This is a genomic window from Streptomyces sp. NPDC014861, assembly GCF_043081625.1.
Lineage (GTDB): Bacteria > Actinomycetota > Actinomycetes > Streptomycetales > Streptomycetaceae > Streptomyces.
The window spans coordinates 59,548-84,043 of sequence record NZ_JBIBWV010000012.1; the positions used below are offsets into that span (position 1 = coordinate 59,548).

The 24,496-nt window shown below is 73.9% G+C and carries 24 protein-coding genes and 1 tRNA gene; 12 read left to right on the forward strand and 13 right to left on the reverse strand.

What is annotated here, in order from left to right; translation table 11 throughout:
* Positions 1–44 precede the first annotated feature (44 nt).
* The 7 genes from ACF1BN_RS23260 (at position 45) to ACF1BN_RS23290 (ending at position 6,379) form a co-directional block, all read left to right on the forward strand.
* Positions 45–983, forward strand: a complete 939-nt coding sequence (locus ACF1BN_RS23260; protein ID WP_392333513.1) for a metallophosphoesterase — start codon at positions 45–47, stop codon at positions 981–983.
* Between the two features lie 41 nt (positions 984–1,024).
* Positions 1,025–1,708 carry a Pr6Pr family membrane protein gene (locus tag ACF1BN_RS23265; protein ID WP_392333514.1) on the forward strand — a complete coding sequence of 228 codons (684 nt, stop codon included), beginning with the start codon at positions 1,025–1,027 and terminating at the stop codon, positions 1,706–1,708.
* A 38-nt stretch (positions 1,709–1,746) separates the two neighbouring features.
* Positions 1,747–1,820 (forward strand) — tRNA-Pro (locus ACF1BN_RS23270).
* A gap of 89 nt (positions 1,821–1,909) precedes the next feature.
* Positions 1,910–3,001: a PucR family transcriptional regulator gene (locus ACF1BN_RS23275; protein ID WP_392333515.1), complete on the forward strand. Its 1,092-nt coding sequence runs from the start codon at positions 1,910–1,912 to the stop codon at positions 2,999–3,001.
* A 221-nt stretch (positions 3,002–3,222) separates the two neighbouring features.
* Positions 3,223–3,726, forward strand: coding sequence for a hypothetical protein (locus ACF1BN_RS23280; RefSeq protein WP_392333516.1), 504 nt, complete (start codon positions 3,223–3,225; stop codon positions 3,724–3,726).
* Between the two features lie 84 nt (positions 3,727–3,810).
* Entirely contained in the window at positions 3,811–5,349 is a 1,539-nt protein-coding gene (locus ACF1BN_RS23285; RefSeq protein ID WP_392333517.1) for an SPFH domain-containing protein, read from the forward strand.
* A gap of 241 nt (positions 5,350–5,590) precedes the next feature.
* On the forward strand, positions 5,591–6,379 hold the full coding sequence (locus ACF1BN_RS23290) for an alpha/beta fold hydrolase (RefSeq protein ID WP_392333612.1): 789 nt from the start codon (positions 5,591–5,593) through the stop codon (positions 6,377–6,379).
* On the opposite strand, the gene ACF1BN_RS23295 is transcribed toward ACF1BN_RS23290, so the two are convergent.
* Positions 6,372–7,250 (reverse strand): glycosyltransferase family 2 protein, encoded by an 879-nt coding sequence (locus tag ACF1BN_RS23295; protein ID WP_392333518.1) that lies wholly within the window; start codon positions 7,248–7,250, stop codon positions 6,372–6,374. The two genes, ACF1BN_RS23290 and ACF1BN_RS23295, sit on opposite strands and share 8 nt — an antisense overlap.
* A gap of 605 nt (positions 7,251–7,855) precedes the next feature.
* Here ACF1BN_RS23295 and ACF1BN_RS23300 point away from each other — a divergent pair.
* Positions 7,856–8,992 carry a serine/threonine-protein kinase gene (locus ACF1BN_RS23300; RefSeq protein WP_392333519.1) on the forward strand — a complete coding sequence of 379 codons (1,137 nt, stop codon included), beginning with the start codon at positions 7,856–7,858 and terminating at the stop codon, positions 8,990–8,992.
* A gap of 23 nt (positions 8,993–9,015) precedes the next feature.
* Here ACF1BN_RS23300 and ACF1BN_RS23305 read toward each other — a convergent pair whose 3' ends face one another.
* The 3 genes from ACF1BN_RS23305 to ACF1BN_RS23315 form a co-directional block, all read right to left on the reverse strand.
* A complete protein-coding gene (locus tag ACF1BN_RS23305) occupies positions 9,016–9,297 on the reverse strand; it encodes a hypothetical protein (protein WP_392333520.1) in 282 nt (93 codons plus the stop codon).
* A gap of 106 nt (positions 9,298–9,403) precedes the next feature.
* On the reverse strand, positions 9,404–10,417 hold the full coding sequence (locus tag ACF1BN_RS23310) for a YdcF family protein (RefSeq protein ID WP_392333521.1): 1,014 nt from the start codon (positions 10,415–10,417) through the stop codon (positions 9,404–9,406).
* 183 nt (positions 10,418–10,600) lie between these two features.
* Positions 10,601–11,989, reverse strand: a complete 1,389-nt coding sequence (locus ACF1BN_RS23315; RefSeq protein ID WP_392333522.1) for a tetratricopeptide repeat protein — start codon at positions 11,987–11,989, stop codon at positions 10,601–10,603.
* A 195-nt stretch (positions 11,990–12,184) separates the two neighbouring features.
* On the opposite strand from ACF1BN_RS23315, the gene ACF1BN_RS23320 reads away from it, so the two are divergent.
* The 3 genes from ACF1BN_RS23320 to ACF1BN_RS23330 all read left to right on the forward strand — a co-directional run bounded on the left by ACF1BN_RS23320 (position 12,185) and on the right by ACF1BN_RS23330 (position 14,604).
* On the forward strand, positions 12,185–13,213 hold the full coding sequence (locus ACF1BN_RS23320) for an Lrp/AsnC family transcriptional regulator (RefSeq protein ID WP_392333523.1): 1,029 nt from the start codon (positions 12,185–12,187) through the stop codon (positions 13,211–13,213).
* Between the two features lie 271 nt (positions 13,214–13,484).
* Complete coding sequence (locus ACF1BN_RS23325; protein WP_392333524.1) at positions 13,485–13,787, forward strand: DUF6191 domain-containing protein; 303 nt, start codon at positions 13,485–13,487, stop codon at positions 13,785–13,787.
* 67 nt (positions 13,788–13,854) lie between these two features.
* Entirely contained in the window at positions 13,855–14,604 is a 750-nt protein-coding gene (locus ACF1BN_RS23330) for an SURF1 family protein (protein WP_392333525.1), read from the forward strand.
* A gap of 192 nt (positions 14,605–14,796) precedes the next feature.
* On the opposite strand, the gene ACF1BN_RS23335 is transcribed toward ACF1BN_RS23330, so the two are convergent.
* The 6 genes from ACF1BN_RS23335 to ACF1BN_RS23360 form a co-directional block, all read right to left on the reverse strand.
* Positions 14,797–16,152, reverse strand: coding sequence for a hypothetical protein (locus ACF1BN_RS23335; RefSeq protein WP_392333526.1), 1,356 nt, complete (start codon positions 16,150–16,152; stop codon positions 14,797–14,799).
* Positions 16,149–16,886: a SigE family RNA polymerase sigma factor gene (locus ACF1BN_RS23340; RefSeq protein ID WP_392333527.1), complete on the reverse strand. Its 738-nt coding sequence runs from the start codon at positions 16,884–16,886 to the stop codon at positions 16,149–16,151. The genes ACF1BN_RS23335 and ACF1BN_RS23340 overlap by 4 nt, the downstream gene beginning before the upstream one ends.
* A 346-nt stretch (positions 16,887–17,232) precedes the next feature.
* Positions 17,233–18,501: an aspartate kinase gene (locus ACF1BN_RS23345; RefSeq protein ID WP_376603926.1), complete on the reverse strand. Its 1,269-nt coding sequence runs from the start codon at positions 18,499–18,501 to the stop codon at positions 17,233–17,235.
* 162 nt (positions 18,502–18,663) lie between these two features.
* A complete protein-coding gene (locus ACF1BN_RS23350) occupies positions 18,664–19,320 on the reverse strand; it encodes a DUF5063 domain-containing protein (protein ID WP_392333528.1) in 657 nt (218 codons plus the stop codon).
* A 56-nt stretch (positions 19,321–19,376) separates the two neighbouring features.
* Entirely contained in the window at positions 19,377–19,976 is a 600-nt protein-coding gene (gene recR / locus ACF1BN_RS23355; protein ID WP_376603922.1) for a recombination mediator RecR, read from the reverse strand.
* A 60-nt stretch (positions 19,977–20,036) separates the two neighbouring features.
* Positions 20,037–20,372 carry a YbaB/EbfC family nucleoid-associated protein gene (locus tag ACF1BN_RS23360; protein ID WP_376603920.1) on the reverse strand — a complete coding sequence of 112 codons (336 nt, stop codon included), beginning with the start codon at positions 20,370–20,372 and terminating at the stop codon, positions 20,037–20,039.
* Between the two features lie 289 nt (positions 20,373–20,661).
* On the opposite strand from ACF1BN_RS23360, the gene ACF1BN_RS23365 reads away from it, so the two are divergent.
* The gene (locus ACF1BN_RS23365) at positions 20,662–21,366 is read left to right on the forward strand and encodes an SLATT domain-containing protein (RefSeq protein WP_392333613.1); all 705 of its coding nucleotides are present in this window, start codon (positions 20,662–20,664) and stop codon (positions 21,364–21,366) included.
* A 27-nt stretch (positions 21,367–21,393) separates the two neighbouring features.
* Here ACF1BN_RS23365 and ACF1BN_RS23370 read toward each other — a convergent pair whose 3' ends face one another.
* From ACF1BN_RS23370 to ACF1BN_RS23380, 3 genes are all read right to left on the reverse strand, one after another.
* Positions 21,394–22,044 (reverse strand): hypothetical protein, encoded by a 651-nt coding sequence (locus ACF1BN_RS23370; protein WP_392333529.1) that lies wholly within the window; start codon positions 22,042–22,044, stop codon positions 21,394–21,396.
* 96 nt (positions 22,045–22,140) lie between these two features.
* Positions 22,141–22,860 (reverse strand): GntR family transcriptional regulator, encoded by a 720-nt coding sequence (locus tag ACF1BN_RS23375; RefSeq protein WP_392333530.1) that lies wholly within the window; start codon positions 22,858–22,860, stop codon positions 22,141–22,143.
* Between the two features lie 131 nt (positions 22,861–22,991).
* Positions 22,992–24,356, reverse strand: coding sequence for an aspartate aminotransferase family protein (locus ACF1BN_RS23380; RefSeq protein WP_392333531.1), 1,365 nt, complete (start codon positions 24,354–24,356; stop codon positions 22,992–22,994).
* Positions 24,357–24,496: the final 140 nt, after the last annotated feature.

Genomic DNA, 24,496 nt, shown 5'->3' on the forward strand with positions numbered 1-24,496 from the left:
CCCGCCCGTCCATTTCCACCCCACGCGTCTGGAACGATGGGGGGATGCGCGCACGGTACGGGATCCCCCTGAAGATCACGGCAGGCGTCGCGGCGACGGCCGCGGCCGGACTCGTCTACGCGGCGGGCTTCGAGGCCCGCTCCTTCCGGCTCCGCCGGATCACCGTCCCCGTCCTGCCACCGGGCATGGACGACCTGCGGGTCCTCCAGGTCTCCGACGTGCACATGGTGTGCGGCCAGGACAAGAAGCGGGCGTGGCTGCAGAAGCTCGCCGGACTCCGCCCCGACTTCGTCGTGAACACCGGCGACAACCTCTCCGACACCGAGGCCGTGCCGGAGCTCCTCGACGCGCTGGGCCCGCTGATGGAGTTCCCCGGCGTGTACGTCTTCGGCTCCAACGACTACTACGGCCCCCGGCTGCGCAACCCCGCCCTCTACCTGGTGGAGAAGATGCAGGGCCGGCACGGGCTCAACGGCAACAAGCCGGTCGTCGGCGCCGTGCACAACCCCTGGGAAGGCATGAAGGACGCCTTCGACGCGGCCGGCTGGGTGGACCTCACCAACACCCGCGGCCGGCTCAAGCTGCCCCAGGGCGACCTGGCCTTCACCGGCCTCGACGACCCGCACATCAAGCGGGACCGGTACGAGCGGGTGGCCGGCGGCCCCGAGGCGTCGGCGGACTTCTCGCTCGGCATCGTGCACGCCCCGTACCTGCGCGCCCTCGACGCCTTCACCGCCGACGGCTACGAGCTGCTGCTCGCCGGCCACACCCACGGCGGACAGCTGTGCATCCCCTTCTACGGGGCCCTCGTCACCAACTGCGACATCGACACCGGCCGGGTGAAGGGGCTCTCCACCCACACCGCCGGCGGCCACACCTCCTACCTGCACGTCTCCGCGGGCTGCGGCACCAACCGGTTCACCCCGGTCCGCTTCGCCTGCCCGCCCGAGGCGACGCTGCTCACCCTGACGGCACGCGCCTGAACTCCCCGCGGGGGCACACCCGCCCCCGTACGGTGAGGGCCATGCCGAACCGTTTCACCGCCCTCGTCCGCGGCCTGATCGCCCTGGCCGCGGCGACCGGCATCGTGATCGAGTGCGTCGAGGGGAACCCCCTGGTCGTCCTCAGCTTCTTCACGATCTGGTCGAACACCGCCGTCGCCGTCGTCCTCGGCCTGGGCGCCGCCCGCGCCTGGACCGGCCGGCCGCCGGTGCCCGCGGTGTGGACCGGCGGGGTGCTGCTCTGCGTCGCGGTCGTCGGGCTCGTCTTCCACCTCGTCCTCGACAACCCGGCGAGCCCCTTCAACCAGGCCGCCGACATCGCCCGGCTCACCGGGGGCCGCGCCGTCGCCAACCAGCTCCTGCACACCGTCACCCCGCTCGGTGTCGCCCTGGAGTGGCTGCTGCTCACCCCGCCCGGCGCGCTCCGCCCCCGGTACGCGGTGCTCTGGCTCGCCGCGCCCGGCGCGTACCTGCTCTTCGCCCTCGTCCGCGGCGCTCTGCTGCCCGCCGGCGCCCGGACCCGCTACCCGTACCCCTTCCTCGACGTCGCCGCCCACGGCTACGCCGGCGTCCTGGTCAACGCCCTCGTGCTCGGCCTCGCCTTCTGCGCCCTCGGCCTCCTCCTCGTCGCGGCGGACCGCTTCCGACCTGCGGTGGCGGGGCGCCGAAACCGGATTTCGTCTCTGGGCGCGGGTGGGCTAAAGTAATCGATGTCGCCGCGACGTGAAGAACAGAGCAGCGACATCGGGGTGTAGCGCAGCTTGGCAGCGCGCTTCGTTCGGGACGAAGAGGTCGTGGGTTCAAATCCCGCCACCCCGACAGCCAGAGGTTCAGGGCCTGATCCGCGCAAGCGGGTCGGGCCCTGAGTCGTTTTCCGGGGGAGAGACCTCGCGCTGGGAGGGTGTGCCGTGACCGAGCACAGGTCGCATGACGGATACGCGGCGTACGGGGAGTACGGGGCGTACCTCGACGGGTACGCCGGGATTCTGGCCGGGGTCTGCGCGACCGGGCGACGGCTGAGGCGGGAGGAGCTGGAGGGGCTGCGGGAGCGCGGGGAGCGGGCCGCCGAGGCGGGGATCGGGCTCCGGGCGCTCGTACGGGCGCATCTGGCGGCCGCGCGGGAGGTACGGGGCGGGCTGCCCCGGGGGATCGATCCTGACCTGCTGCTGGGCGCCGTCGAGCAGGCCGTCGACGCCTTCGCGGAGGGGCACGAGCGGGCCCAGAAACTGGCGGTGCGCCAGGAGGAGGCGGCACGGCGGGAGTTCGTCGACGACCTGCTGTACGGGCGGAGCGACCTGGGGCGGCTGGCCCAGCGGGCCGAGCGGTTCGGGCTGCTGCTCTCGCACGCGCACGCGGTGGCCGTGGCGCGGGCGCCGGAGCCGTTCGGGGACGGGTATCCCGTCTCGCGGAGCGTGGAGTCCTCGCTCCTCGCCCGCTTCCCCACCCGGCGGATCCTCCTGACCACCAAGGACGGACGGCTGATCTGCGTCGCGCCGGCCGACGAGCCCGAGGTCCTCGCCCACTTCGCCAAACAGACCTACGCCACCGCCGACGGCAGTCTGGTCGCGATCGGACGCCCGCACCCGGGCGCCGGCGGGGTCGTCCACTCGTACGAGGAGGCGCTCGGCGCCCTCGACCTCGCCGACCGCATCGGGCTCGACGGGCCGGTCCTGTACGCCGCCGACCTGCTGGTCTACCCGGTCCTCGGGCGTGACCGGCAGGCCATGGCCGATCTCGTCGGGACCGTGCTCGGGCCGCTCGCGACGGCCAGGGGCGGCGCGCGACCGCTGCTCGACACCCTGCACGCCTACTTCGACGCGGGGTGCGTCACCACGGAGGCGGCCCGGCGGCTGGCGCTGAGCGTGCGGGCCGTCACGTACCGGCTCGACCGGATCCACCGGCTCACCGGCTCCGACCCCGGCGACCCCACCCAGCGGTACACGCTCCAGACCGCCGCGATCGGGGCCCGGCTGCTCGGCTGGCCGGACGAGGAGCTGTGAGGACGGGGCAGCCGCGCGCAGGGGGCTGTGAGGGCGGGGCGGCCGCGCGACGGGGGCTGCGCGGCGGGGCGGGGCGCGCGCAGGGGGCTGCGCGGCGTCCGTTTCCGGACGGCATCAAGGACGCGTAAAGATTGCCGGGCGTCGGCAATGCGCAAGGTGACTGTGCGATGAAACGATCCTTCTGACGGCGGGCAGGACACGGCGACCGAAGGAGCGGGGACATGGTCTGGTTTCTCAGTCTCGGCATCGGCGGTCTGCTGCTGCTCGTCCTGAGCCTGGCTTTCGACGGGGTCCTGGAAGGCCTCTTCGACGGCTTCGGGGGGCTGGACGGGCTGCTGTCGCTGCCGGTCCTCGCCGGGTTCCTCTCGGCGCTCGGCTTCACGGGGGCGGTCGTGCTCGGCACGACCGGAACGGGAGCCGGGACCGCCGTCGGCGCGGGCGTGGTCGCGGGGCTGGGCGTGGGGTGGGTGACCTGGCGGTTCAGCCGGGCACTGCTGCGCGACACCGGCGCGACCGCGCCCCGCGGCGAGGACCTGACCGGCAGCTCCGGCTCCGTCGTCACCGCCGTCCCCGCGGACGGCTACGGCGAGGTGCTGCTCCACCTGGGCGGCCAGCCCGTGAAGTACGCGGCGAAGGCCTCCGGGCCCGTCCCGCGCGGCACCGAGGTGTGGGTCGAGTCGGTCCTCTCGGCCACCTCCGTCCACGTGCGCCCCGTCGAACGCTGACCCCCGCCGCGCCGCCCTCGCCGCCCTCGCCGCCAGCTCCTCCCGCCGTCCTCTCCGCCGTACCCGATCGAAGGGGGTTTCGTCATGAGCCCTGTCCTCACCGCCGTGGTGGGCATCGTCGTCCTCGTCGTCCTGCTCGCCCTCGCCGTCGTCACCCGCTACAAGGTCGCGGGCCCGAGCGAGGCGTTCATCATCACCGGCCGGCGCGGCCAGAAGGCCACCGACCCGGCCACCGGCCGCGTCTACACCGACAACAGCGGCCAGAAGGTCGTCGTCGGCGGCGGGGTCTTCGTCGTGCCGTTCGTGCAGCAGAAGTTCACCCTCGACCTCTCCAGCCGGCACATCCCCATCGCCGTCCGCGGCGCCGTCACCCTGCGCGGCGTGAAGGCCAACCTGGAGGGCGTCGCCATCGTCAAGGTCGGCGGCACCGAGGACTCCATCCGCGCCGCCGCCCAGCGCTTCCTGATGCAGCAGGACGGCATCGTCGGCTTCACCCAGGAGGTGCTCTCCGGCGCGCTGCGGTCCATCGTCGGCCGGATGTCCGTCGAGGACATCATCCGCGACCGGGCCGCCTTCGCCGGGCAGGTCGCCGAGGAGGCCGAGGCCAGCCTCTCCGGGCAGGGCCTGGTCCTCGACGCCTTCCAGATCCAGGACATCACCACCGAGGGCTCCTACCTGGAGGACCTCGGCCGGCCCGAGGCCGCCCGCGCCAAGCAGGAGGCCGACATCGCCGAGGCCGAGGCCCGGCGCGCCGCCGAGCAGGCCCGTCTGAAGGCCGAGGAGGAGATCGCGGTCGCCCAGCGGACCCTGTACCTGAAGCAGGCCGAGATCAAGGCGCAGACCGACGAGGCCGCCGCCCAGGCCAACGCCGCCGGACCGCTCGCCGAGGCCGCCCGCCAGCAGGACATCCTCACCGAGCAGGAGAAGGTCGCCACCCGGCAGGCCGCCCTGACCGACCGCCAGCTCGACACCCAGGTCCGCAAGCCCGCCGACGCCAAGCGGTACGAGGCCGAGCAGCAGGCCGAGGCGCAGCGCACCGCCCGGGTGAAGCAGGCCGAGGGCGAGCGGACGGCGTCCATCGCGGCGGCCGAGGCCGAGGCCGAGCGGGCCCGTCTGACGGGTGAGGGCGAGAAGCAGCGCCGCCAGGCCCTGGCGGAGGCCGAGGCCATCGAGGGCGCCAAGCGCGGTGAGGCCGAGCGGGCCCGGCGTGCCGCCATCGCGGAGGCCGTCCGGCTGGAGGGTGACGCGGAGGCCGGCGCCATCGCGGCGAAGGGCGCCGCCGAGGCCGAGGCGATGCACAAGCGGGCCGACGCGTTCGAGCGGTACGGCGACGCGGCCGTGCTCCAGATGCTGGTCGAGGTCCTGCCGCAGGTCGTCGCCAAGGCGGCGGAGCCGCTCGCCGCCATCGACAAGATGACGGTCATCTCCACCGACGGCGCCGGCAAGCTGCCCCGCACGGTCGCGGACAACGTCGCCCAGGGCATGGAACTCCTCAGCTCCACCACGGGAGTCGACCTCTCCTCCCTCCTCCAGGGCCTCACCGCCAAGGCGGTTCCGGCCGCCGCCCCCGTGCCCGCCGCGCCGGTCGACGGCACGCACGGGAGGGTCGAGATCACCGACTAGCCGAGCGCGGCCCCCGGCCGCTCCGGCCTCGGTCCGCTCCGCAACCGGCCGCTCCGGCACCGGTCCTCGGCCCTCGGTCCGCTCCGGTCCCGGTCCTCGACCCTCGGTCTCCGGTCTCCGGTCTCCGGTCTCCGGTCCTCGGTCCTCGGTCCGTCCGAACGGCCTCGCCCCGTCCCCGCCCCGCTCCCGCCGTGATAGGCAGGGGCGGGGTCAAGTCGTGCGAGGGAACGGGGGGTTCGAGGTGGCGGGGCTGCTGCTGATCCACGGGGCCGGGGGAAGCGCCGAGACCCACTTCGGAGGGCTGACACGCCGGGTCGGTGACCGATTCTCCTGCGTACGAGGGGAGTTGCCGGAGCGCGAAGGGCTCGGGGTGGACGAGGTCGTCGACGGCTTCGTGGCCGCCGCGGACGCCGCCGGGGTCGGGACCTTCGCGGTCTGCGGCTACTCGGCGGGTGCGCCGCTGGCCGTACGCCTCGCGGTCCGGCATCCGGAGCGGGTCACCGGCCTGGTGCTGACCGCCCCCTTCGCCCGCTTCGACCACCGCATGCGGCTGGGCGTCTCGCTCTGGCGGGGACTGTACGAGAGCGGGCGGCACCGGCTGCTCGCCGAGCACCTGGCGCTGACCGGGCTCGGCGAGACGTTCCTGGAGCGGACCGACCCGGCCCGGCTGCGCGCCATGCTGATGCTCGCGCCCGCCCCGCCCGCCGGGACCCCGGCCCATCTGGAGCTCGCCGGGCGGATCGACGTACGGGAGGACCTGGGGCGGCTCGCGGTGCCGGCGCTCGTCGTCGTCACCGCCGAGGACCCGCTCGTCTCCCCCGCACGGCAGCGCGCCCTCGCCGCCGCCGTACCGGACGCCAGGACGGCCGAACTCGCCACCGGTCACCTGCCGTTCTGGGAGGACCCGGAAGGCTGGGCGGACGTGGTCGAGGAGTTCCTGACGGCGGGGAGGTCACCGACGGCGGGGAAGTCGCATACGGCGGGGAAGTCGTCGACGGCGGGGAACCCCCGGTCCGTCGGCGTCAGATGATCGGCGGGCGGCCCAGCTTCGTCATACGGAGCACGGTCGACCAGCGCATCGGGCGGCGCTGCCCCGCAGGGGCGCGCAGGCCCTCCGCGAACCCGGCGAACCAGGAGCGCAGGCCGCGCACCGAGCGGGTGCGGGCGACGGTGAGCAGGACCCAGACCACCAGGTAGAGCGGGACGAGCGGGGCCGGAAGGTTCCGCTTGGCCAGCCACACGCGGTTGCGGGCGGTCATCCGGTAGTAGACGTCGTGCCGGGCCGGGCTGGTCTTCGGGTGCTGGAGCAGCAGCCCGGGCTCGTACCGGATCCGCCAGCCGGCGTCGAGCGCCCGCCACGCCAGGTCCGTCTCCTCGTGCGCGAAGAAGAACTCCTCCGGCCAGCCGCCGATGCGGTCGAGCATCGGCATCGACAGGCCGTGTCCGCCACCGAGGAAGGTGGTGACCTCGCCGCCGCGCATCGGGTCTTTCGCGCCGAGCCGGGGGATGTGCCGGCGCTGGGTCTCGCCCGTCTCGTCGGCGATCCGGAAGGAGACGACGCCGAGCTTCGGCTCGGTCTCGTACAGGTCCACCAGGCGGCGGAAGACGTCCGTGTCGACCAGCAGGCCGTCGTCGTCCAGGTCCACCAGGACGTCCACGTCCCCGAAGGAGCGGAGGGTGTCGATGGCCACGTTCCGGCCACCGGTGACCCCCCGGTTCTCGGGCAGTTCCACACCGGTGACGCCTTCCGGGAGCGCAGGCAGCGAACCCGTGCCGTTGCCGACCACGACCACCCGGGCGGCGGGCTCGTCCTGCTTCGCCACCGAGTCGAGCAGCGCGCCCAGTTCCTCGGGGCGGGTGCCCATCGTCAGTACCGCCACGCCCACTCGCGGTCGCGCCACGGTCCACTCCGTTCCAGGTCGGGGTCGGGTCTCGCGTACGGGCCGGTTCCCGCCGACCCCACGGCACCCATTGTTCACCCTCCGGGAACCCGGACGGAACCCGGAAGGAACCCGGCGAGAGCCGGAACGGCGCTGGGGGGTGCCGTGGGGTGGGGGTGGGGGCTGATCGAGGGCCGCACGGGGGGGGCGGATCCGGGGCCGCGAGGGAGCGGATCAGGGCCACGCGGCGGAGGGTCCGGGTGTGGCGAGGGAACGGATCCCGGCCGCGCGGCGGCGGATCCGGGTGTGGCGAGGGGCCGGTGGAGCCCGGCTGCGGCGGATCGGGTGGGGAGCAGGGGCGGGAGGCCTGACGGGGGCCGGGCGGGGGCAGGGCGGAGCCGAGCGATACCGGACGGCCTGCGGCGGAACCCCCGGGGCCCTTCCGGACGTCCGTGCGTACGGCGGCGGTTCCACCGTGGTTCCCCTTCGGGGGGAGCGCGGCGAAGACGCGCGGGTCGCGGCTCTACCCTGGTGCTCTGCCGTCAAGTGATCGATTGTCGAAAGGGCGTCTCCTGGTGCTGGTCGCGGACCGATATCGGCTACACGGGTGTATCGGCCGTGGCGGCATGGGCGAGGTGTGGCAGGCCACCGACGAGGTCCTGGGCCGTTCCGTCGCCGTCAAGCTGATGCTGGCGCAGTCCACCGACCCCTCGGGTGCCGACCGCTTCCGCCTGGAGGCGCAGACCGCCGCCCGGCTCAGCCACCCGCACGTCGTCGGCGTCTTCGACTTCGGCACCTGGGACGGCAAGCTCTTCCTGGTGATGGAGCTGGTCGAGGGCGACAGCCTCGCCTCCTCCCCCGCCCACCCGCTGGTCCTGCCCGCCGAGCGGGTCGCCGTGGTCGCGGCGCACGCCGCCGCCGGCCTGGCCGCCGCCCACCGGCAGGGCGTGGTCCACCGCGACATCAAGCCCGGCAACCTGCTCATGGACGCCGAGGGCACGGTCAAGCTCGCCGACTTCGGCATCGCCCGCTTCGTCGACGACCCCTCGGCCGGTCTCACCACGGCCGGGCAGATCGTCGGCACCGGCCTCTACCTGGCACCGGAGCGGGCGCTCGGCAAGCCCGCCTCGCCCGCCTCCGACGTGTACTCGCTGGGCTGCGTGCTCTACCAGCTGCTCACCGGCAACCCGCCCTTCCGCGCGGACACCGCGACCGCCCTGCTGTACCAGCACATCGACAGCGCGCCGACCCCGCCGAGCCGGCTCGGGGTGGTGCTCACGCCCGCCTTCGAGACGTACCTGCTGAGCCTGCTGGCCAAGCAGCCGGAGCAGCGTCCGCCGGCGCAGGCCATCGCCGACTGGTTCGGCTCCGGTGCCTGGCGGGAGTACGCGCCCCGGCCCGCCGCCGCGGCCATGCCCGGGGTCGTCCACGCCCCGCCCGGCCAGGCCGCGCCGCACACGGCGCCGGTGGCCTCGCCGGCCGCCATGCCCGCCTCCCGGGCCCCCGCCCCCTCCCCTCCCCCCTCCGCCCCCTCCTCCCTCTCCGCCCCCTCCACGTTCTCCGGACGTACGGTCGCGCCGGCGTCCTCGCCCGCCTCGGTGGGCGGGTCGCGGCGGCGGGCGCCCGAGCGGGGCGGGAGCGCCGGGTCGGCCGGGGGCGCGCTCGCCGAGCTGTCCCGCCGCCGACCGCGCAAGACGGCCGCCGTCGCCGGGGTGCTCGCCTTCGTCGTCTTCCTCTTCATCGGCATGGCCTGGCTCTCCTGAGCCCGGCCCGGCCGCGGTCCCTCTCAGTACAGGCGGGGCGCCATCACGTGCGGGTCGGGGTCGCCCTCGGCGAGCAGGAGGCAGCGGGGCACGCCGGGACCCAGAGTGGCGCGTACGGTCGCCGGGGTCGGCGGGTCCGTCGGCAGCTCGATCGGCACGGCCACCGGCCGGTCCTCCCGGGCGTCCATGTGCCCGGTCTCCTTGCCGTCGACCAGGACCTCGACCACGGGCCTCAGGCCGGTCTCCACGGTCGCCGAGACCGAATGGCCCCGGTAGTCGATGTGGAAGTGGTGGCGTCGCCTCATGAGGTCACCTCCGCGGCGGCTCCGGGCGCCGCCGCCGACGCCCTCGGACACCTCCGTCCCTCCAGCGTAGGGACGCCGGGCCCGGCCCGCCCTCCGGAGCGGGTCGTCACCCCGCGACGGCGAGCCCCAGGCAGCCGATGCCGAGCAGCACCGCGCAGACCGTCAGGTTGACCACCCGGTACTCCAGGAAGACCGCCGCGAACTCGCGGATGGTGGCGCTCGGCCAGAAGTACTTGGCGGTCGGCGAGCCCACCACCTGGCCGTCCACCCCCGCCTTCCTCGCCATCAGCGCGGCCCGGAAGGCGTGGAAGTTGTTGGTGACGATCACGCACCCGGCGCCCGGCCGCTCCGCCTCCATCAGCTCCCTGCTGAACAGCAGGTTCTCCTCCGTGTTGCGGGAGCGGTCCTCGCGGACGATCCGGTCCTCCGGGAAGCCCCGCTCCACCAGGTACGCGGCCATCGCGTGGGACTCCGGCACCTCCTCGTCCGGACCCCGGCCGCCGGAGACGACCAGCAGCGGCGGCGTCGGCCCGCCGCGCTCGGCCAGCCGCTCGTACATCTCCCGCCCCCGGTCGAGCCGGCTCGCGAGCAGGGGCGGCACCCGCCGGCCGCCGATCAGCCCGGAGCCCAGCACCACCACGAAGCCCGCGTCGCGGCGCAGCCGCATCCGGCCGTACAGGAACGCGTACCCCACGAAGCAGAGGAAGAGGAAGGAGACGTATCCGAGGACGAGGAGCAGGGTGACGGCGATGACGCCGAGGACCCGGGAGCGGGTGAGGACGGCGACCGCCGTGAGTCCGAGCACGCCGAATATGCCGAGGCCGGCGAGGAGCGAGAGCAGGTTCGCCGGGCTTCTGCCCTCCCTGCGGACCATCTTGACGCCGTTGACGCACAGCAGCCAGGCGAGGACCAGCGGCCCCAGGCAGAGGACCAGCAGGAGGAGGACGAGGACCGTCTCGGTCAGGCCGTGCGGCAGGTCGTCGACGGCCGAGAGCAGGCCGAGGCCGAGGAAGGTGACGGCGAGACCGAGGTACACCGCGTTCCCGAAGCGGCGGCGGTCGCGCAGCAGACCGACCCCGAAGAGAAGGAGGAAAAGGGCGGACACCGCGAAAGCGATCATGCCCTCATCGTAGGCATCCGCACGGCGCCCGAGCAGGCCTCGGAGCGAAGCTGTGGACAACCCTCCGGAGGCCGGTCCGTCCCCACCCCGCGCGGGTGAAACACCGCCGCCCCGACGCGAGTGGGCGCCCCTGCCGAGCGCGTGGGCCACCCCTCCCGATCGGGTACCGCTCCCGCGAGTGGGTCACCGCTCCCGTGAGAGGGCGAACAGGCCTTTGCGGGCGCCCTCTTCGTACGCCTCGCGCAGCGCCGGGTCGTCGAGCAGCGCGTTCAGCGCCGCGTCGCTGCGGGCCCGCGCCACCGCGCAGTACCGGGAGGGCCGGTAGGAGGTGTCGAAGACGGAGGTGCGCAACAGGTCGACGGCGCCCAGGAGATGGGCGGCGCGGTCGGGCCGGCCGTCGAGCAGCCGGATCCGGGCGAGGAGTTCGGCCGCGCAGGCGGCGCCCACCGAGGAGCCGAGCCGCAGGTGCTCGCACAGCGCCCGGCGGGCGAGCTCGGCGGCCCGGACCCGCTCCCCGTCCCAGGCGAGGAGTTCGGCGCGGGCGTGGTCCCCCCAGGCGTCGGCGAAGAGGTCCCGGCCCGCCCGGGTCCGCCGCCGCACCCCTTCCAGCTCCAGCCGGTCCAGCGCCTCCTGCGCGGCCTCCGGGTCGGTGCGGCTGAAGCAGAGCGCCAGCGCCGCCCAGCAGGCCTCCCGGGTGGGCCCGAAGTCGGGCACGTCCCCGATCTGCGCCAGCGCCTCCCGGAACTCCTCCGCCGCCGCCCGGGTGCGGCCCTGGTACAGGGCGATCGAGCCGCGCAGATGGGCCAGCAGTCCCAGGCACCGCTCGTCGCCGTCCCGTACCGCGCTCGCCCACGCCATCACGAGCAGCGGGTCGGCCTCCTCGGGGCGGCCCGACTCCAGCTCCAGGAAGGCGGCGAGCCACAGCGCCCGGGCGGGCGGCGGGCCCTGGTGCAGCGAGAGGACGTGCCGCAGGCGGGTCCGCCCCTCGGCCGCCCGCCCGCAACCCACCCACAGGAACCAGAGCGAGACGGCGATCTCCAGGGCCGCGCCCGCCTCGTCGCCGGGGGCGAGCGGCGCCGTCGTCGGGTCCATCGCGGCCGCCAGGTCCGGGAGTTCGCGCAGCGCCAGGTCGCGGGCATCCAGCTGACGACCCCGCTGCCACCACTCGGAGGCCCGCCGGGCGACCTTCACGCACCACCTCCGGTGGTGCAGGAGCACGATCCAGCGGTCGCCCCGGGCGGTGAGCCTGCGGGCGCCGACCGCCCGCATCGGATGCGGCATCCAGTGGCGCGGCCCGCCGTCCTCCCCGTCGAACAGGTCGTCCACCGGCAGCAGGGCCCGCGTCGCCAGCCGGTCCAGGACGGCGGCGATGTCGACGGCGGCGAGCGCCCCGTACCCGCAGACCTCCTCCACCGCGCGCCGGTCGAAGGCGCCCTCGAAGACCGACAGCCGCTCCCACAGGAGCCGTTCGGCCGGGCCGGCCGTCGCGTACCCCTCCTCCGCGACGGCGAGCTGGGCGGCGGCGACCGGTTCGCCCCACAACACCTCGTACTCCGGCGGTTCTTCCGCCACTCGCCCCATGGTCTCCGTCCCCCGTGGCCTGGTTTCGCCGGATCTGGTCCGCCGCCGGGTGTCGCCGCTGTGACTTCTGGCCGATTCCGTGGCCATCGGGCGTCGAGGCGGCTTGAATGCATATGCCCTGGTCCACATCCTGGGGTGCCCTCGGGTCCACGACCAAGGTTTTCCGGGGATCGGCCAAGGAGGGAAATGCAGACCGGGGATTCCGTCCTGGGAGAGGCGGACATGTCGCTGATCCACGCGCTCCAGGTACTCCCGAGGGCCAGCTGGACCCAGCTCTCCACCGTCCTCGGGACCGGACCCGACACGCTCGCGCGCCGCTGGGAGCACCTCACCGCCGGCGGCTACGCCTGGACCTCGCTCCTCGTCGCCCGGCGCGGCGCCGAGTCCGCCCTGTACGCCTGGATCGAGCTGGAGTGCACCGCCGACAGCGCGGAAGCGACGGCGATCGAGCTGTCCGGCGACCCGGGCACCCTCGGCGTGCACGCGGTGACCGGCGGCGCCGATCTGGTCCTGCTGCTGATCGCGCAGGACCTGCCCGCCCTCGACGCGTACGTCACCGGCCGGGTGCGCCGGCTGCCCGGAGTGCTCCGGGCCCGCACCCAGGTCGTCACCCGGATGCACAACCGCCCCTACCGCTCCCGCGTCGAGCACCTCACCCCCGCCCAGGCCCGGCTGCTCACCGAGGTGACCGCCCTGGAGCGGCGGGACCCGGCACGCGCGCGCGTGGCCCCCCGGGTGACGGAGCTGGACCGGCGGCTGATCGCCGAGCTGGCCGGGGACGCCCGCAGGACCGCCGCCGAACTGGCCCGGCGGTGCGGCGCCAGCGAGTCGACGGTACGGCGCAGGCTGGACCTCCTGGCGGCGGGCGGCGCGCTCCACCACCACTGCCAGCCGGCGCCCCGCTTCTCCGGGCGCCCGGTGTGGGCGATGGTGACGGCGCAGGTGGCGCCGCTGGACGAGCCGGCGACGGTGGCGGCGCTGACCCGGGTGCGCCGCACCCAGGTGATCACCTCGGTGACCGGGCCGCACAACCTGGCGGTGGCGATGTGGCTGGGTTCGGTCGACGAGCTGCACGAGATCACGGCGGGGCTGGTGCGGGCCGCCCCGGCGCTGCGGATCACCGGGACGGCGGTCAGCATGCGCACGTACAAGATCGGGGCGCAGGTCCTCGGCCCGGACGGCCGCCGGACGCACCACGTCCGGCCCGATCCCTGACGGGGACGCGGACGGGGCCCTTCAGGCCGTCCGTGGGCCGTGGTGGGCCCTTCCCGGCCGCCCGTGGGCCGCGGTGGCCCCTCCCGGCCGTCGGTGCTCCGTGGCCGGCTCTTCCCCGGCCCTCCGCGCGCCGTAGTGGGCCCTTCCCCGGCCCTCCGTGGGCCGTGACAGGCCCTTCCCGGTCGGCCGTGCGCCGCGGTGGCCCCTCCCGGCCGGCCGTGCGCCGCGGCGGGGCCTTCCGGCCGGTCGTGGGTCGTGGTCTGCTGTGGGCATGGAGTTCGCCGTGTTCGTGACGCTGCCCGGGCTGGTCATCCTGCTGACCGCGGTCGCCTTCGCCGACCAGTTCCTACGCATGACCGGCCGTGGCAAGCGCCGGGGCACGGTCTCCTCGACCGGTTTCGAGCAGCTTCACGCCACCTTCTCGCCGGGCAAGCAGAGTGAGCTGAAGGAGCGGCAGAGCGCCCTCCTGCTCCGTGACGACGAGGAGGACGGGGCGCCGCCGCGACGGACCACGGTGGACCTGGCGGGCGGCCGCGCGGTGATCCGGCTGCGGCGGCCGGACGCGGCGGCCTGAGGAGCGCGCGCCCGGATTCGGTGCCCTCCCGGCGGGGCTCCGGGACCGTCCCCGTACCGTGGGGGGCGTGTACCGGTTCCTGAGGACCCCCCGCTGGTGGGGGATCAATCTCTTCGTCCTGCTGGCCATCCCCGTCTGCGTGTTCATGGGGACCTGGCAGCTGGGCAAGTTCGAGGATCGCGTCGACTCCCACCAGGAGGCCGAGCGGAAGCCCGCCGCGAGCGCCCAGCGCGCCGCGCCCCTGGCGTCGCTGCTGCCGGTGGACAAGGAGACCTCCGGTCGCGTGGCCGAGGCCACCGGCCGGTACGGGAAGCAGTTCCTGGTGCCGGAGCGCGAGCTGGACGGCAGGCGGGGCTCGTACGTGCTGACGCTGCTGCGGACGGACGGCGGGCGGTCGCTGCCCGTGGTCCGGGGCTGGCTCCCGGCGGGCGCGGAGGCCCCGGCCCCGCCGTCCGGCGAGGTCACGGCCGTGGGCGCGCTCCAGGCGTCGGAGAACCAGGGCACGAAGGGCGTGCGGACGGCCGGCGGGCTGCCCGAGGGGCAGCTGGGCATGATCAGCGCGGCGTCGCTGGTGAACGTGGTGACCGAGGACGTGTACGACGCCTGGGTCACCCTCACCGACTCGCCGGCCGGTCTGACGCCGGTTCCGGCGGCAGCGGCGGCGGGCACCGGCCTGGACGCGAAGGCCTTCCAGAACCTCGGCTACACGGCGGAGTGGTTCGTCTTCGCCGGCTTCGTGGTCTTCATGTGGTTCCGGCTGGTGCGCCGCGAGGCGGAGGCGGCACGGGACGCGGAGCTGGGCCTGGCCGGTCCCTGACGGGCGGCGTCCGCGACGAGCGGCGTCTCTGACGGGCTGCCCGCCCTGGGCACGGTACTGGCCCGCCCCGGGCGCGGTACGGCTCGCCTCGGGCGCGGTGCGGGCTCGCCTCGGGCGCGGTACGGACTCGGTACGGCGAAGGGGCCGGGGAGAAGCAGTCTCCCCGGCCCCTTCGCCGTGTCCCGGCCGGGCTCAGCCCTTGAGCAGCCCCGTGCGGTAGACCGTGCCCGCGCAGGCGCCGGAGAGCACCGTGCTGACGGTGGGGTCGCCGGGCTCCGCGGTGTGGCTGACGACGACGCCGCCCTGTACCGGGTCGGCGCGCACGAGCTGGGTGGTGAGGCCGGAGTCGACGCCGGAGTCGGTTCCCGAGCCCGATCCGGAGCCCGAGCCGCCGCCGGTGCCGCCGGTGCCGCCGCCGGCGTCGGCGCCGCCCGGGGTGGTGCCCTCACCGCCGTCGGTGGGCGTGGGCGGCGAGGGCTCGGTCGGAGTCGGCGTCGGCTCGGTGGGCGGGGGCGGCGAGGGCTCCGTCGCGGTCGGCGTCGGCTCGGTGGGCGTGGGCTCGATCGGGGGGTCGACCGGGCCGAGCGTCGGGCACCCCTCGCTCGGCACCCAGGCGAACTTCACCTGGTACGAGTCGCCGGGGCCGAGCAGCACCGAGGCGGACTCCGCGGAGGGGGCGGGCAGGCCGGTGGCCGGGTCGCCGTCGCTGTGCCGGACGACGCCGATCCGGTTCGGGTCGGCGGAGCCGGTGGTCGAGACGCCGACGAGCCCGTCGCCGTCGACGACGCAGGGCTTGCCGGAGGCGTTGACGATGGTGAAGCCGCCGTAGACGACGCCGGTGGCGTCGGGGCCGCTGTTGTACGCGCCCGCCGACTGGAGGGTGCCTCGGCCGCAGCTGAGCGTGGCCCCGGGTCCGGCGGCGGTGCCGGACGCGGTCGGGCTGTCCTCGGGGTCGGGGTGACCGGTGCCCTTGGTGTGGTCCTTGGTGGGGCCGGTGGTGGGCGAGACCTTGACGGAGGGCGCCTTGGTCGTGGCCGGGTTCTCGGCCTCCGCGCCGGTTCCGCCCTGTGCCTGCTCGCCGTGGCCGGCGAGGGCCGGGTTCGCGGCGGTCACGCCCGGGGAGCCGGCGACGTGGACGAGGGCCGGGACGGCGGTGCCGATGAGGACCGCGGCGGCGGCGGCGCCCACGAGGGCCTGTCGCTTGCGGGCGCGGCGGGCGGGGACGGCGCGGCGGAGGTGGTCGAGGGAGTCGGTGGACGGTTCGAGGCCGGAGACGGCGCCCTGGAGCAGTCGCCGCAGTGCGAGCTCGTCCTCGCCGGGTGCGCGCTCGAAGTCCGTCATCAGTCGTCCACTCAGGTCGTCACGGGCGACGCGGCCCTGTTCGGGGGCGCGTCCGCCGCGTTCGTCGGGGTCGTGGCGCTCCTCGCCCTCGCCGCGTCCCTCGTGCTCGTCCCGGTCCTCGCGGTCGCCGCGCACGTCCCGCTCGGGTCGTTCGTCGTGCTCGCGCCGCTCGTCGCGGTGCTCGCCGTGGTCCCGCTCCGCGCTCATGCCTTCGCCTCCATGACGACGCGCAGGGCCGCGATCCCCCGGGAGCCGTACGCCTTCACCGAGCCGAGCGAGATCCCGAGGGTCTCGGCGACCTGAGCCTCCGTCATGTCGGCGAAGTAGCGCAGGACGAGGACCTCGCGCTGGCGGCGCTGGAGGCCCTTCATCGCCTTGATGAGGGCGTCGCGCTCCAGCTGGTCGTACGCCCCTTCCTCGGCGCTGGCCATGTCGGGCATCGGCTTGGAGAGCAGCTTGAGGCCGAGGATGCGGCGGCGCAGCGCGGACCGGGAGAGGTTGACCACGGTCTGGCGGAGGTAGGCGAGGGTCTTCTCGGGCTCGCGGACGCGCCGGCGGGCCGAGTGGACGCGGATGAACGCCTCCTGGACGACGTCCTCGCAGGAGGCGGTGTCGTCGAGGAGGAGGGCGGCGAGACCGAGCAGCGACCGGTAGTGGGCGCGGTAGGTCTCGGTGAGGTGGTCGACGGTGGTGCCGGCGCCGGTGACGGCGGGTTCGGCGGCCGTGCGGGGCGCGGGGATGCCGCTGACTCCGCTCGCGCGGGACTCGGTGGGCACGACGGTGGTCACCGGAGGCCCGTCGAGTGGGCGCGGACGTCCGAGCGGGCGGGCCGCGACGGCGCGTCCGGGCGCGGGGACGCCGCGGGGCGCCCGGAGGGGGAGCACGGCCGCGCGTACCCCCCGGAGCGGGGAGATCGCAGGGATGTCGAGTACGTCTGCCACGTCAGTTGGACGCGTGTTCCCCCGGGATGGTTGTACGCGTACACCGCTGTTCTCTGCGGCGAGCAGATCATCCTCATGCGTAACCGTTCTCCCCCTTCGCCCCGTTTCCGCGCATGCTCCGCGCCACGTTCGTGGGTGTACGCGGAGACGCGCCCCGCCCAACCACGAGTTGCAGCAAGGGGGAAGAGCATCGTCCGACACCACATCACCGCAGTTCAAGGGGGTTCCGCGGCCGAATTGCTCACAGGATGTTCACAGATCCCACGAAGTCACCGCAATCGGTTGCGACGACCGCGCCCGGCCGCTGGGGAGCGGCCGGGCGCGGTCGGTGGGACGCGGGGGCGGGTCAGCGCCCGGTGCCGCCGTAGACGACGGCCTCGTCCGAGTCGCTGTCCAGACCGAAGGCGGTGTGGACGGCGGTCACGGCCTCGTTGACGTCGTCGGCGCGGGTGACGACCGAGATGCGGATCTCGGAGGTCGAGATGAGCTCGATGTTCACGCCCGCGTCGGACAGGGCGCGGAAGAAGTCCGCGGTGACGCCCGGGTTGGTCTTCATGCCGGCGCCGACGAGCGAGATCTTGCCGATCTGGTCGTCGTAGCGGAGCGAGTCGAAGCCGATCGCGGCCTTCGCCTTCTCCAGGGCGTCGATGGCCTTGCGGCCCTCGGCCTTGGGGAGGGTGAAGGAGATGTCGGTGAGACCGGTGGAGGCCGCCGACACGTTCTGCACGATCATGTCGATGTTGATCTCGGCGTCCGCGACGGCCCGGAAGATGGCCGCGGCCTCGCCCGGCTTGTCGGGCACGCCGACGACGGTGATCTTCGCCTCGGAGGTGTCGTGGGCGACACCGGAGATGATGGCCTGCTCCACCTTGTCCCCTGTCGGTTCGTTGCTGACCCACGTGCCCTGGAGTCCGGAGAAGGACGAGCGGACGTGGATCGGGATGTTGTAGCGGCGTGCGTACTCGACGCAGCGGTGCAGCAGCACCTTGGAGCCGGAGGCGGCGAGCTCCAGCATGTCCTCGAAGGAGATCCAGTCGATCTTCTTCGCCTTCTTCACCACGCGCGGGTCGGCGGTGAAGACGCCGTCGACGTCGGTGTAGATCTCGCAGACCTCGGCGTCGAGCGCGGCGGCGAGCGCCACGGCCGTGGTGTCCGAGCCGCCGCGGCCCAGCGTGGTGATGTCCTTCTTGTCCTGGGACACACCCTGGAAGCCGGCGACGATGGCGATGTTGCCCTCGTCGAGGGCGGTACGGATCCGGCCCGGCGTGACATCGATGATGCGCGCCTTGTTGTGGACCGAGTCGGTGATGACACCCGCCTGGCTGCCGGTGAACGACTGGGCCTCGTGGCCCAGGTTTTTGATCGCCATCGCCAGCAGGGCCATGGAGATCCGCTCTCCGGCGGTCAGCAGCATGTCGAACTCACGTCCGGCAGGCATCGGAGACACCTGCTCGGCGAGATCGATCAGCTCGTCCGTCGTGTCGCCCATCGCGGAGACCACGACGACCACCTGGTGGCCGTTCTTCTTGGCTTCCACGATCCGCTTGGCGACGCGCTTGATGCCCTCGGCATCGGCAACGGAGGAGCCTCCGTACTTCTGCACGACAAGGCCCACGTGCGCTCCTCGCTCGGTCGGTGCCGCAGCCTCTCGCTGCGGTCGGCTCAGTCTAACGAGCGACCGAAAAACGCCTGCCTGCTATCACATCCTGAGACGCGGTGACCAGAGGGTGATCACATCGGGACGGGCGCGGTCCGACCGTGCCCGTCCCCGCGGCCCCTACAGCCCCTTCATCCCCAGCGGCCCGGCGATCTCCTGGACCATCACGCGGCCCGCCTCCTCGGCGAGGTCGTCCTCGGTCAGGTCCTCGTCGGTGTCGAGGCCGTCCAGGGCCGCCAGCGGCTGGTCCAGGCGGACGTGCGCGACCAGGGACTGGAGGGCGCGGAGGGTGGCCGAGGCGGTGGGGCCCCAGTTGGAGAAGTACGAGAACTGCCACCACCACAGGGCCTCGGAGGTGCGGCCCGCCCGGTAGTGGGCGAGGCCGTGCCGCAGGTCCGTGACGATGTCGGCGAGGTTGTCCGAGATACGGGCCGGGACCGGCGCCTTGCGGGGCTCGTACGGGTCGAAGACCTCGGAGAAGACGTCCACCGGGTCCAGCATCGCCGCGAACCGCTCCCGCAGGTCGTCCACGTCCGGCTCGGGACCCGTGTCGGGCTCGTACCGCTCGTCCGGGAGGATGTCCTCGTGCGCGCCGAGGCGGCCCCCGGCGAGCAGCAGCTGGGAGATCTCCAGGAGCAGGAACGGCACCGCGCTGTCCGGCTCGTCGCCCTTGGCGACCTCGGTCGTGGCGACGATGAAGCTCTCGACGGAGTCCGCGATCTGCACCGCGAAGTCGTCGGGACTCTGCGTGATGGAGTGGAGCGTGGGGTCAGACATCGAGGAGCCTCCCTGAGAGCTCACCGGCACCGGCCCGGTCCTCCCGCGCCCGGTCGTCATACATCTAGCAGCCTCCGCCCCTCGAAGGCACGGCCGAGCGTCACCTCGTCGGCGTACTCCAGGTCGCCGCCGACCGGGAGCCCGCTGGCGAGCCGGGTGACCTTCAGCCCCATGGGCTTGATCATCCGCGCCAGGTACGTGGCCGTGGCCTCGCCCTCCAGGTTCGGGTCGGTCGCCAGGATCAGCTCGGTGACCGTGCCGTCCGCGAGGCGGCCGAGCAGCTCCCGGATCCGCAGGTCGTCCGGGCCGACGCCCTCGATCGGGCTGATCGCGCCGCCGAGGACGTGGTAACGCCCCCGGAACTCGCGGGTCCGCTCGATCGCGACGACGTCCTTCGGCTCCTCGACCACGCAGATGACGGTCAGGTCGCGGCGCTGGTCGCGGCAGATGTTGCACCGCTCCTGCTGCGCCACGTTCCCGCAGACCTCGCAGAACCGGACCTTCTCCTTGACCTCCAGGAGCGCGTGGGCCAGCCGGCGCACGTCCGTCGGCTCGGCCTGGAGGATGTGGAAGGCGATCCGCTGCGCGCTCTTGGGACCGACGCCGGGCAGCCTGCCCAGCTCGTCGATCAGGTCCTGGACCACGCCTTCGTACAACGGAACGCCCTTTCCGGGGTGTGCTGCCTTGCTTCTTACGGTAGTGGCTGGAAGTGCCCGCTAGAAGCCCAGGCCCGGCATCCCGCCCAGACCCTGCGCCAGCGGGCCCAGCTTGGTCTGCTGGAGCTGCTGCGCGTTGTCGTTCGCGGCCTGCACGGCGGCGATCACCAGATCCGCCAGGGTCTCGGTGTCCTCGGGGTCGACCGCCTTCGGGTCGATGACCAGGCCGCGCAGCTCTCCGGAGCCGGTCACGGTGGCCTTGACGAGGCCGCCGCCCGCCTGGCCCTCGACCTCGGTCGCGGCGAGCTCCTGCTGGGCGCGGGCGAGGTCCTGCTGCATCTTCTGCGCCTGCTGGAGGATCTGCTGCATGTTGGGCTGGCCGCCACCGGGGATCACGGTCACTCCTCGTGGTTGATGGTTCGGTCCGTCACGTCTGGTGCCGGTGGAACGAGCCTACGTGGTCGGGGAGCGCCCTGCCGTGACAACTCTTTCGAGTGAGAAACTGCGGGCTCCTCTACCTGATCAACACGCTCTTGCGGGCGGAAATCCCGGGATTCCGGGCCCGCCGCCCACCATTCGGCGGTAGGAAGGGCAGGCACCACGTGCACCGCACGTCACAGAAGGACACGAGCGCCACGAACGCTGGGCTGAGCAGAGGAGTCCCCCGGTGAGCCACCAGCCGGAGATGCAGCCGCCGGGGCAGCCCGGGGGAGACGTCCACAGAGATCTGACGGGGAAGCCCTTCCCCCTGGGCGACTGGGGCGAGCCCGCGGAGCGCCTCGACGAGCTCTACCGGTGGGTGGAGTCCAACGCCCTGGCCACCGCCGAGTGGTACCTCTCCGACCGGGCCCGGAAGCGCCGCTGCGCCCGGATACTGCGGATCGGCACCGCGCTCGGCGTGATCGCCGGGGCCGCGCTGCCGCTGCTCGACCTGACCGGGGTCGCCGGGGGCACGGCCGGCTGGGGCTACCTCTCGCTGCTGCTCGGAGCCGCCTGCCTGGCCTGCGACCGGTACTTCGGGCTGACCTCCGGCTGGATGAGGGACGTGGCGACCGCCCAGGCCGTGCAGCGGCGGCTCCAGGCGCTCCAGTTCGACTGGGCCTCGGAGAGCGTGCGGGAGGTCCTCGGGCCGACGGAGGGGACCGCCAGCGAGGCCGCCGACCGGTGCCTGGGGGTGCTCCGGCGGTTCTCGGAGGACGTGACGGAGCTGGTGCGGGCGGAGACCGCGGACTGGATGGTCGAGTTCCGCTCGGGCCCGGCGCCGCTGGCGCTCCAGTCGGTCGGGGTCATGCCGGCGCGGCCGGAGGCGGCGCACCCGTCGGGCCGCTTTCCGCTGCCGCCGGGCACCCGGCCGAACATGCCGCGCCAGCGGCCCCCGGAGGCCCGCTGAGGGCCCCCGGGACGCACGGGCCGGAGGTCAGCTGAGCATGATCATCGAGCCCTGGGCGAGGCTGCGGGTGGCCGCCGCGTGCAGCCCCAGCCAGACGTGCCGCTCCCGGGCGAAGGGGCCGTCGTCGTACGGGAGCGGGGCGGCGGGCTCCTCCAGCTCGGTGGGCCCGGCGGGCGGGGCGGGGGTGGCCGGCGGGTTCGCCGGGTCGATGCCGAGGGCCGGGGCGACGAACTCCAGCTCGCGCAGCAGCCCGTAGGAGGAGCCGAGCGGGCCGCCGCCCGCGAGGAGCTCGTCGCTGGAGAGCGGGACGGGGAAGTCGACCGGCACGTACGCGCCCGCGTGGTCGTAGTGCCAGACGAGGTGGGACTGCTGGGCGGTGGTCTCGAACATCTCCAGGAGCTGCTCGTAGTCCCCGCCGAGCTCGCCGACCGGCTCGACCGGCAGTCCGCAGATCGCCAGCAGGTAGGCGCGGCGCAGGAAGTGCAGGGCCTCGTAGTCGAAGCCGGCGACCGGGGCGACGTCGCCGGAGAGTCCGGGCATGTACGCGTACACGGGCACGGTCGGCAGGCCGGAGGCGCTCAGCACCGCGTCGTAGGCGGCGAGGTCTTCGGCGAAGGGGTTGTCGGGGCTGTGGCACAGCACGTCGACGAGGGGGACCAGCCACAGGTCACAGGCCAAGGGAGGCTCGCTCTCCGTCAGTTCCGGGGAGGGCCAGGGTAGTCGGCGGGGCCGACGACGCCCACCCGTGGGAGGCCTGCCCCGGGAAGGGGGGCCTCAACCGGACCGGCGCAGACGGGTCTCCAGGCGGTCGGCCCATTCCAGCGCGTGCGCGTTGTAGGCGCGGACGACTCCGACGGCGGCCTCGGCGTCGCCCCGGGTGACGGCGTCGATCAGCTCCACGTGGCCGGACCAGAGCCAGCCGTGGAGTTCGCGCTCGGCCCGCAGGTAGGGGACGGAGAAGGCCCAGGCCTGGACGCGGAGGCGGTGCAGGAACCCGGCGATGTGCTCGTTGCGGGCGACGAGCCGGCCCAGCTCGTGCCAGTAGCGGATGTCGTAGCCGACGAGGACGTCCAGGTCGCCGGCGCGGGCGGCGCGGACGGCGGCCTCGCCCCGGCGGCGGATCGACACCAGGACGACCCCGAGGTCGGGGTCGGGCGCGGGGAGCGCGGCGCGCGCCTGCGGGGTGTGGCGGCGGAAGACGCCGTCGGCGACGAGCATGCGGGCCTCGACCATCGCCCGGTAGTCGTCCACGGAGAAGCGGTGGACGCGGAAGCCGCGGTGCTGGTCGGAGTCGAGCAGGCCCTGGGCGCAGAGCTCGACGAGGGCTTCGCGGACCGGGGTGGCGGAGACGCCGTACTGCTCGGCGATCTGCTTGACGGTGAACTCCTGGCCCGGCCGGAGACGCCCCGCGAGGACCTCGTCACGGAGAGCGTCCGCGATCTGCCGGCTGAGGGTGCTGCGGGTGACGGCGCTGTTCGCGGACGTGCCGGGCATGCGGGCGGGGCCCCCTCCGTGAGGTTCCGGAAGACTCTAGTCCAGACCAGCTCCGGGGGAGGAGGTCCCGCCGCGCGGGGTGGCGCCGGCCGTGCCGTCGGCGGCGTCACCCCGTGCGCGCGTCCGCGGCGTCAGACCGTGTGCTCGTCGGCGACGGTGAGCGCCGCGTCCAGGGCGGCCAGGCCCTCCTTGACCTCGTCCTCGGAGACGTTGCAGGCGGGGACGGCGTGGGTGCGGTTCATGTTGACGAAGGGCCACAGGCCGTTCTTCTTCGCCGCGGCGCCGAAGGCGGCCATCGGGGCGTTGGCCTCGCCGGCGGCGTTGTACGGGACGAGCGGCTCGCGCGTCTCCTTGTTCTTCACCAGGTCGAGCGCCCAGAAGACGCCCATGCCGCGGACCTCGCCGACGGAGGGGTGGCGCTCGGCGAGTTCGCGCAGGCCGGGGCCGAGGACGGTCTCGCCGATGCGGGCCGCGTGCTCGACGACCTGCTCGTCCTCCATCACCTCGATGGTGGCGACGGCGGCGGCGCAGGCCAGCGGGTGGCCGGAGTAGGTGAGGCCGCCCGGGTAGGGGCGGGTCTCGAAGGTGGCGGCGATCCGCTCGCTGATCGCGACGCCGCCGAGCGGCACGTAGCCGGAGTTGACGCCCTTGGCGAAGGTCATCAGGTCGGGCACGACGTCGAAGTGCTCGGCGGCGAACCACTTGCCGGTGCGGCCGAATCCGGCCATGACCTCGTCGAGGACGAAGACGATGCCGTACTTGTCGCAGATCTCGCGGACGCCGGTGAGGTAGCCGGGCGGCGGGGTCATGATGCCGGCGGTGCCGGGGACGGTCTCCAGGATGATCGCGGCGATCGTCGCCGGGCCCTCGAAGGCGATGGTGTCCTCCAGGTGCGCGAGGGCCCGCTCGCACTCCTGCTGCTCGGTCTCGGCGTAGAACGGCGAGCGGTAGAGGAAGGGCGCCCAGAAGCGCACCACGCCGGCGGAGCCGGTGTCGGAGGCCCAGCGGCGGGGGTCGCCGGTGAGGTTGATCGCGGTGGAGGTGGCGCCGTGGTACGAGCGGAAGGCGGAGAGCACCTTGTGGCGGCCGGTGTGCAGCCGGGCCATCCGGACGGCGTTCTCGACGGCCTCGGCGCCGCCGTTGGTGAAGAAGATCTTGTCCAGGTCGCCGGGGGTGCGCTCGGCGATGAGGCGTGCGGCCTCGGAGCGGACGTCGACGGCGAAGGCGGGCGCGAAGGTGGTGAGCTTCGCGGCCTGCTCCTGGATGGCGGCGACCACCCTGGGGTGCTGGTAGCCGATGTTCGTGTAGACGAGGCCGCTGGTGAAGTCGAGGTAGCGGTTGCCGTCGTAGTCCCAGAAATACGAACCCTCCGCGCCGGCCACGGCGAGCGGGTCGATCAGGCCCTGCGCGGACCAGGAGTGGAAGACGTGCGCGCGGTCCGCTGCCTTGACGGCGGCGCCGGCCTGGGGGTCGGGTTCGATGACATGAGGGGTCATGCACCGAAGGGTAAGGAACCGCAGGTGGGACGGCCATCACCATCTTGTCCACCGAGAACGCGCCGGACACGACACTGTGCTCCGCGTGGCGGGTCGCTGCGGATTCCGTCGTCGGCGACCCTCCGCCCTCCTTGACAGCA

Coding starts and splice junctions, on each gene's coding strand:
- ACF1BN_RS23260 (WP_392333513.1), top strand. CDS start 45: ATGCGCGCACGGTACGGGATCCCCCTGAAGATCACGGCAGGCGTCGCG.
- ACF1BN_RS23265 (WP_392333514.1), top strand. CDS start 1,025: ATGCCGAACCGTTTCACCGCCCTCGTCCGCGGCCTGATCGCCCTGGCC.
- ACF1BN_RS23280 (WP_392333516.1), top strand. CDS start 3,223: ATGGTCTGGTTTCTCAGTCTCGGCATCGGCGGTCTGCTGCTGCTCGTC.
- ACF1BN_RS23285 (WP_392333517.1), top strand. CDS start 3,811: ATGAGCCCTGTCCTCACCGCCGTGGTGGGCATCGTCGTCCTCGTCGTC.
- ACF1BN_RS23300 (WP_392333519.1), top strand. CDS start 7,856: ATGGGCGAGGTGTGGCAGGCCACCGACGAGGTCCTGGGCCGTTCCGTC.
- ACF1BN_RS23305 (WP_392333520.1), bottom strand. CDS start 9,297: ATGAGGCGACGCCACCACTTCCACATCGACTACCGGGGCCATTCGGTC.
- ACF1BN_RS23310 (WP_392333521.1), bottom strand. CDS start 10,417: ATGATCGCTTTCGCGGTGTCCGCCCTTTTCCTCCTTCTCTTCGGGGTC.
- ACF1BN_RS23320 (WP_392333523.1), top strand. CDS start 12,185: ATGCAGACCGGGGATTCCGTCCTGGGAGAGGCGGACATGTCGCTGATC.
- ACF1BN_RS23325 (WP_392333524.1), top strand. CDS start 13,485: ATGGAGTTCGCCGTGTTCGTGACGCTGCCCGGGCTGGTCATCCTGCTG.
- ACF1BN_RS23335 (WP_392333526.1), bottom strand. CDS start 16,152: ATGAGCGCGGAGCGGGACCACGGCGAGCACCGCGACGAGCGGCGCGAG.
- ACF1BN_RS23350 (WP_392333528.1), bottom strand. CDS start 19,320: ATGTCTGACCCCACGCTCCACTCCATCACGCAGAGTCCCGACGACTTC.
- ACF1BN_RS23365 (WP_392333613.1), top strand. CDS start 20,662: ATGCAGCCGCCGGGGCAGCCCGGGGGAGACGTCCACAGAGATCTGACG.
- ACF1BN_RS23375 (WP_392333530.1), bottom strand. CDS start 22,860: ATGCCCGGCACGTCCGCGAACAGCGCCGTCACCCGCAGCACCCTCAGC.
- ACF1BN_RS23380 (WP_392333531.1), bottom strand. CDS start 24,356: ATGACCCCTCATGTCATCGAACCCGACCCCCAGGCCGGCGCCGCCGTC.